Below are 436 nucleotides of genomic sequence, written 5' to 3' on the forward strand. Positions count from 1 at the left end.
GCTCGGCGGCCCGCACGCAATAGCCGACGGCCTTCGGCGACCCCGCTCGTGCATAGTGGTGGGCCAGCGCGGCGATGTCGCCGGTGCCCTCCAGCGCCTCGGCGATCCGGGCGTGCATCCTGGTGGCGCGCAACCGGCTGAGGTCGGCGACCAGCGTGTCTCTTACCAGCGCGTGAACGAACCGGACGCGCCCCGGCCCCGGCTCGTCGAGCAGCCCGGTGATGCCGCCCGCGTCCAGCGCGTCCAAGACACCGTCCTCGCCCGTGTCGGCGGCCCGCACGAGGACGTCCACCGGGCTCTCCCGCCCGGCGACCGCGGCCAGCCGCAGGACGGGCACCGCGTCGCCGGGCAGCCGCGCGAGCCGCCGCCGCAGCACGTCCCGTACGCCCTCGGGGACCTCGGAGAGCGCGACCAGCGCACCCTCGCCGTTCAGCAG

General features: G+C 76.4%; 1 pseudogene. It reads right to left on the minus strand.

What is annotated here, in order from left to right:
• A pseudogene (locus tag EAD98_RS14645) lies at window positions 1-436 on the minus strand (SARP family transcriptional regulator); the annotation flags it as partial.

The organism is Micromonospora sp. CV4 (genome assembly GCF_003667455.1).
In the GTDB taxonomy this organism is placed as follows: Bacteria; Actinomycetota; Actinomycetes; order Mycobacteriales; family Micromonosporaceae; genus Micromonospora.